This window comes from Sulfolobus sp. B1 (assembly GCF_007050195.1).
Lineage (GTDB): Archaea > Thermoproteota > Thermoprotei_A > Sulfolobales > Sulfolobaceae > Saccharolobus.
In genome coordinates, this window is record NZ_QIMI01000104.1 from 1 (window position 1) to 5,752 (window position 5,752).

At 34.5% G+C, this 5,752-nt stretch carries 8 protein-coding genes; 4 read left to right on the forward strand and 4 right to left on the reverse strand.

Annotated features, from left to right (window positions below; all coding sequences use genetic code 11):
* Positions 1–331, reverse strand: a 331-nt coding sequence (locus tag DMP16_RS07315; protein WP_185957837.1) for an NAD(P)-binding protein, incomplete at its 3' end; no start/stop codon positions are given.
* A gap of 3 nt (positions 332–334) precedes the next feature.
* On the reverse strand, positions 335–844 hold the full coding sequence (locus DMP16_RS07320; protein ID WP_069283978.1) for a hypothetical protein: 510 nt from the start codon (positions 842–844) through the stop codon (positions 335–337).
* A gap of 56 nt (positions 845–900) precedes the next feature.
* Here DMP16_RS07320 and DMP16_RS07325 point away from each other — a divergent pair, with 56 nt between their 5' ends.
* Both DMP16_RS07325 and DMP16_RS07330 read left to right on the forward strand, forming a co-directional pair.
* Complete coding sequence (locus tag DMP16_RS07325; RefSeq protein WP_143577036.1) at positions 901–1,713, forward strand: isoaspartyl peptidase/L-asparaginase; 813 nt, start codon at positions 901–903, stop codon at positions 1,711–1,713.
* On the forward strand, positions 1,713–2,252 hold the full coding sequence (locus DMP16_RS07330) for a phosphoesterase (RefSeq protein ID WP_069283976.1): 540 nt from the start codon (positions 1,713–1,715) through the stop codon (positions 2,250–2,252). The genes DMP16_RS07325 and DMP16_RS07330 overlap by 1 nt, the downstream gene beginning before the upstream one ends.
* On the opposite strand, the gene DMP16_RS07335 is transcribed toward DMP16_RS07330, so the two are convergent.
* Positions 2,249–2,485 (reverse strand): hypothetical protein, encoded by a 237-nt coding sequence (locus tag DMP16_RS07335; RefSeq protein WP_069283975.1) that lies wholly within the window; start codon positions 2,483–2,485, stop codon positions 2,249–2,251. The two genes, DMP16_RS07330 and DMP16_RS07335, sit on opposite strands and share 4 nt — an antisense overlap.
* 118 nt (positions 2,486–2,603) lie before the next feature.
* Between DMP16_RS07335 and DMP16_RS07340 the strand changes: the two genes are divergently transcribed.
* Both DMP16_RS07340 and DMP16_RS07345 read left to right on the forward strand, forming a co-directional pair.
* Positions 2,604–2,963, forward strand: coding sequence for a DUF5751 family protein (locus DMP16_RS07340; RefSeq protein WP_255446830.1), 360 nt, complete (start codon positions 2,604–2,606; stop codon positions 2,961–2,963).
* Between the two features lie 38 nt (positions 2,964–3,001).
* Positions 3,002–4,363 carry a digeranylgeranylglycerophospholipid reductase gene (locus DMP16_RS07345; protein ID WP_143577038.1) on the forward strand — a complete coding sequence of 454 codons (1,362 nt, stop codon included), beginning with the start codon at positions 3,002–3,004 and terminating at the stop codon, positions 4,361–4,363.
* On the opposite strand, the gene DMP16_RS07350 is transcribed toward DMP16_RS07345, so the two are convergent.
* Positions 4,334–5,752, reverse strand: a 1,419-nt coding sequence (locus tag DMP16_RS07350; RefSeq protein WP_143577037.1) for a DUF2070 family protein, incomplete at its 5' end; no start/stop codon positions are given. The two genes, DMP16_RS07345 and DMP16_RS07350, sit on opposite strands and share 30 nt — an antisense overlap.

Sequence of the window (5,752 nt, forward strand, 5' to 3'; positions counted from 1 at the left end):
TCGAGTTAAATTTAACATCTCCAATATCTTCAGCTAACTTCTGAAGAAAGAGTGGCTTATCTATAATATATCCCAATTTCTCCTTATTTCTGATATCAAAAATTAACTTATTATTCAAATATATTCTAAATCCCTTTATTTCACTTATTATACTACCTTTAGGAATTGGCAAAAATCCCTCAATTCCAGTTATTAAACCCCACGCACAAGGTTTAACTCCAGGTTTAGACATACTTTCGTAAACTGTTACATCAAACTCCTTTCTCCCCTTTAAGAAATAAGCTAGCGATAGACCAGCAGGACCAGCCCCAATTATGCTAACCTTCATCAAAAATTACCCCTTTCTAAAATATAATAACGCTAAGACAGCTAGAATTAGAAATCCAGAATACAATGACAGTAAGACGTAGAAATTTGTTATGAATACTCTGCCTATTATAGCCCCTATGATAAGCACTATTGAAAAAGCGAAAAATCCGTTACCAACGTATAATATGTCTCTCTTTATTATTGTTGGTAAGATAGGTCTGAGAACCAGGATCAGATTGAATATAAACGGGATTGATAAAATTAAAGTTATTATCGCAAATTTCACCGGATGATAAGGTAAGGCTAAGAATAACCCAAAACCGTCAGCAATTGAGGATAGACCAGTAAAGTATAGAGTACTAATAGCAGTCTTTAAATCATTAGCCCAAGGTTTCTCTGAATATAAGACGTATAAAGCTAAGACAAAATCTATAATCGCTCCACCTAAAAAGCCTGGAAATGAGTCTACTAGTGCTGGTACTACTGGTAATATTATCATGAGTATCGAAAGAGGCAACGTGTAACTAGGTTTCATCCTAATCTTAAAACAATTAATCAGAAAATAAAAATATCTATTCACAATAACAACATGTGAGATACAAATCACCAGTAATCGTTGTCCACGGTGGAGCAGGAAGTTGGAGAATAACCGATCAAGAGAGAGCTAAAAATACAATAAAAGAGGCGCTAGTTAGAGGATTTGAAGAATTTAAGAGAGGATCAGCTATAGAGGCAGTTGTCGAGGCTATTTATACCATGGAGGAGTCTGGAGTATTTGACGCGGGAAAAGGTAGTGTAAAGAATTCCATGGGATATATAGAAATGGATGCTGGCATTATGATTGGGAATACTTTACAAGCAGGAGGAATAATGAGATTGAGAGAAGGTAGTGCAATAAAAAGGGCTTTAGAAATTTTAAAACAAGGAAGACACGTTCTAATGATTGACAATTCAAAGGTTATGCATTCTACTAGCGGAAGTGTAATATCTGGAGATACTGTAGGTGCAGTTGCCTTGGATAATGAGGGAAACCTAGTAGCCGGGACGAGTACGGGCGGAATTAGTGGTAAACTGCCGGGAAGAGTAGGAGACTCTCCAATACCCGGGGCTGGATATTACGCAACGACTAATGTTGCTGTATCAAGTACTGGTATAGGGGAAATAATACTTAAAATATTGCCAGCAAAGGAAGTCGATATATTAGTTTCTATGGGATTTAGTATAGAAGATTCATTAAGATCTGTAATCAACAAAGTTACTAAAATCTTTGGAAAAGATAATATTGGAATGATTGGATTAGATAGATATGGGAATGCATCTGCTTACTACAATACGAAAGGAATGGCTAGAGGAGTTATGTCTTCAGAAGAGGTAAAAGTATTTGTTTTTGAAGGTGAGATATAGTGAAGATTTTGGTAATGAGTAATGTAAGATTCCCCGAACCGCATGTTGAAAGTACTTTATCTAGTATTATAAAGAAAGAAGAGCCGGAAGTTATTGTTCTTAATGGAGATACAACACAGTGTTATTGGGATTATGAATGCCCTAGGGTAATAGATGTATTATACGTTATAAGAAGCATAGCACCTTGGGCTCAAATAATTTACGTCTCAGGCGATATGGATCCTCATGCGATAAAGTGCATAACAGCCGAACCAAGGTATAGAGAAGAAATCATCGGCACAACAATGTATATTGCAGAAGCTGCTTCAGTTAAGTATTATATAGTTCACGGACATCAAGGAGAGATAGACCAACTCAGAAAAAGTATTGGGGCTGGTCCTTGGGATTGGTTAGTAATAGGACAATACAAAAGACTTGAAGCTGATAGACTAGCAAGAGTAATCTATAGTGGAGGTATAACAAGAGAGTTCCCACCGGAGTCTAGAGGATATTTAATCATTACAGACTCTAACTTTTATATAAAGAATTTGAGAAGCTAAGCACAGGAGAATAAATAAGATTTCCTCAACATCTCGAATATCTTTATATCATAAATCTCTTCAATAGGATTATTATTCATTCCTTCCTCCCATATTTTATAATTATTAGCAAATATCATATTTTTCTCCCCATTATAAAATATAATCTCTTTTACAAACGATATCCTTCTCAGTCCGGCTATAATGCTCCTCATATTCATATCTAACTTTCTGTAGATAACTAGGATTATCATATATACTATTTTCTTTCGCTAGCACTTAAGATAATGGATAATTAGCTATGGTATTTTCATAAGTAATTTAAACCTCAGTTATACTAAATACATTGTGCAAGCGGATAGTAAGTTTCTTATGATCATTTCGTCCACGAGTCCGGAAGACATACCTGAATTCATAAAGAAAATGTTCAAAGAGTGTAGACTAAGCAATAGCAAAAAATTAATATTGCACTTTATATCAGAGCTGTCGTATCCAGAATTTATACAATATGCTAGGGAATCTCTCCTAGACAACATTGACCTAGGAGTTTATATTTACACATGGAAAAAAGAGGATACTGAACAAATGCTTAGAAAAGTAATTGAGACAAAAGATTCTATGAAGGGATTAATACTCTATTGTGATGATAATAATAAGGTAATAATTGAGAAAATAATGCAAAAAATACCTAATTCCATAAAGGCTAATATTATAAAGGATTACTGTAAATAGATTTTTATTTTTTGAGATCAAATTAAATGCGGTCTGATTTGAGAAAAGCCGAATATGACGTTTTGATTATCGGACTTGGGATGGCTGGAGCATCGTTAGCATGGCACTTGTCTAAAAGGGGTCTCAAAGTTTTAGCAATAGATAGTAAACCTTGGAACAGATTTGGAGATAAACCTTGTGGTGATGCAATAAGTAAAGACCACTTTGACGATTTAGGAATGCCTTATCCTAGAGGGAAGGAACTAGAAGAGGAGGTTGAAGGAATAAAACTATACAGCCCAGATATGAAAACCGTATGGACGGTAAAGGGGAAAGGATTTGAAATAGACTCTCCAACATATATACAAAGATTAGTCAAGGAGGCTAATGAAAAGGGCGTGGAAGTCCTAGATCTAACCACGGCTATGAAGCCAATAATTAGTAATGGAAAGGTAGATGGAGCAATATTATTCAATAGAAGAACGAATGAGACTTTTGAGGTCAAAGCCAATGTGGTAGTCGATGCTACTGGCTATTCCATGAGTTTCAGAAGTAAGTTACCATATGAGCTTCCAGTTACAGAACTCCTAGATGATAGAGATGCTGATATCGCGTATAGAGAAGTTTTGAGAACTAAGGATGAAATTGAGGATTATCCTTATTTAAGAATATACATAACCCAAAAAGCCTCGCCAGGCGGATATTGGTGGTATTTCCCTAAAGGACCAGAAAAAGTAAATGTAGGTTTAAGAATTCAGAGTGGAATGGGGTATGGAAACATTCATGATTACTATAACAAATATTTAGACTACTACGCCCCAGATGTGGATAAGAAGGATCTATTAGTTAAAGGAGGAGCTTTAGTTCCAACTAGAAGACCTTTAGCGAGCATAGTATGGGATGGGATAGCTGTTATTGGAGATTCTGCCTTTACAGTAAACCCAGTTCATGGAGGAGGTAAGGGATCAGCAATGATCTCAGCTTACTGTGTAGCCAAAGCAATACATAATGCTTTTGAGATAAACGATTTCTCAGCACGTGGATTATGGATAGCTAACGAGTGCTATGTGGAAAAATACGGGGCTAAACAAGCTAGTCTTGACCTATTTAGGAGGTTTTTGCAAAAGTTAACAGACGACGAAATAAATTATGGAATGAATAAGAGGGTTTTGAGAGAAGAAGATATAGTTGAGGCAAGTTCTAATGGAGATTTGCAACTATCAGTTGCTGAGAAAGCCATGAGAGTGATAATGGCTCTGGGGAAACCATCGCTACTATTAAAACTTAAGGTAGTAGCTGAATATATGAAAAAGATAAAGGAAGCATACAGAAATTATCCTAATGATCCCAAAGATTTAATGAAATGGAAATCTAATGTCGATACGATAATTTCAGATTTTACTAATGCTTTGGGCAAGTAATATAGCTATAAGCGCTAAATAAGGAGTAACTAATGGTATCCAAAAAGTTTTAGCCGTATACGCTCCTACTTCCTCTAATGCTTTAGACATTAAGGAAACTATTTTTCCCACCACCCTAACTCCTTTAACTTTGACAACGGTATATTGTATATTCTTAACCTCTTTTAGATTAAGTGTAGATTCTTTTACCAACATTTTAGTTTTATTTATTAACTCTTCACAAACTCCAGCAGGATAGTAGGTTATCCCTAAACTAACTCCAGTACAAGAGTGATCATCTGGAGTTATTAATATAACCCTTGAACCTTCTTCAAGATTCTTCATAGCTGTATAAAGTTCTCTAGACGAGTTATTAGCATAAAGATAAACCAACGAGATCTTGCTCTCGCCATCACTTAACGTTACGACCCTTACCCTATTATCACATAATCCCTCACAAGACTTTTCAATCACGCCTTCAGCATAACCGATATAAAGTTTCCTATTACTTTTAATTCCTTTCTGTTCCATTAAGAACATCTTTAAACTTTCTACTTCATCTTTTGAATATCCTTCTATCATATAATTATTATGACAGTCAACTAAATAGTTGTTATAACTAAGCATGTATTTCCATAGTGAGGATGGAAGATCATCTATTCCTAAGTTCGGTCTCTCAAGGAAGGATATTCTAAATTTATCAAACTCAAGTGAAGTTACTTCGAAATTATTAATTTTTTCTACAGAGATCCCGTAGAAATTAACTTTGTTCCAACTATTTCCATTTAAACTTCTCTTGATTTCTTCTAGTACTTTATTCACATCAAAGGAAGAAGCTAAATCTAATTCATGACTTCCCGCACTATGAAAAACCATAACGTTTTTACCTAAAGTTTTCTCAGCATAATATACGAATCTCGAACTTCCAATATCTCCAAAGATACCAAAGTGTATTTGGGGTAGTACAAATAGTATATCGTCCAACTTATAAAGTAAAATATTGAGAGTAGTTTTTACTGAAATTAAACTAAGAAAGTTTTCTAAAGGAGCCTTATTTTTTTCAGTAATAGCTCTTATAAATGGCACAGCCACTTGTGTAGACTTGAAACCAAGAATCTTAACACCTTTTTTATTTACAGTATATATATAAAGATGAAATATTAATGATATTATAATTATATATATTATATAAGGCAATATATATTTGAGATAAAATATGATAGGAACAAACGATAATAAAGCTGATAACGTTATAGATAAGGACTCCCTATAACTACCTAAAAGTATATATGCCAATAAAGGCATGAAGAAGCCAAATGCAAATATGGGGGAGACAGGCAGAAACGATAATACTATATAAGGAATTCCAGTTAAATCCGTGATAAATAGGCCTAGTTTATAACGTTCTCT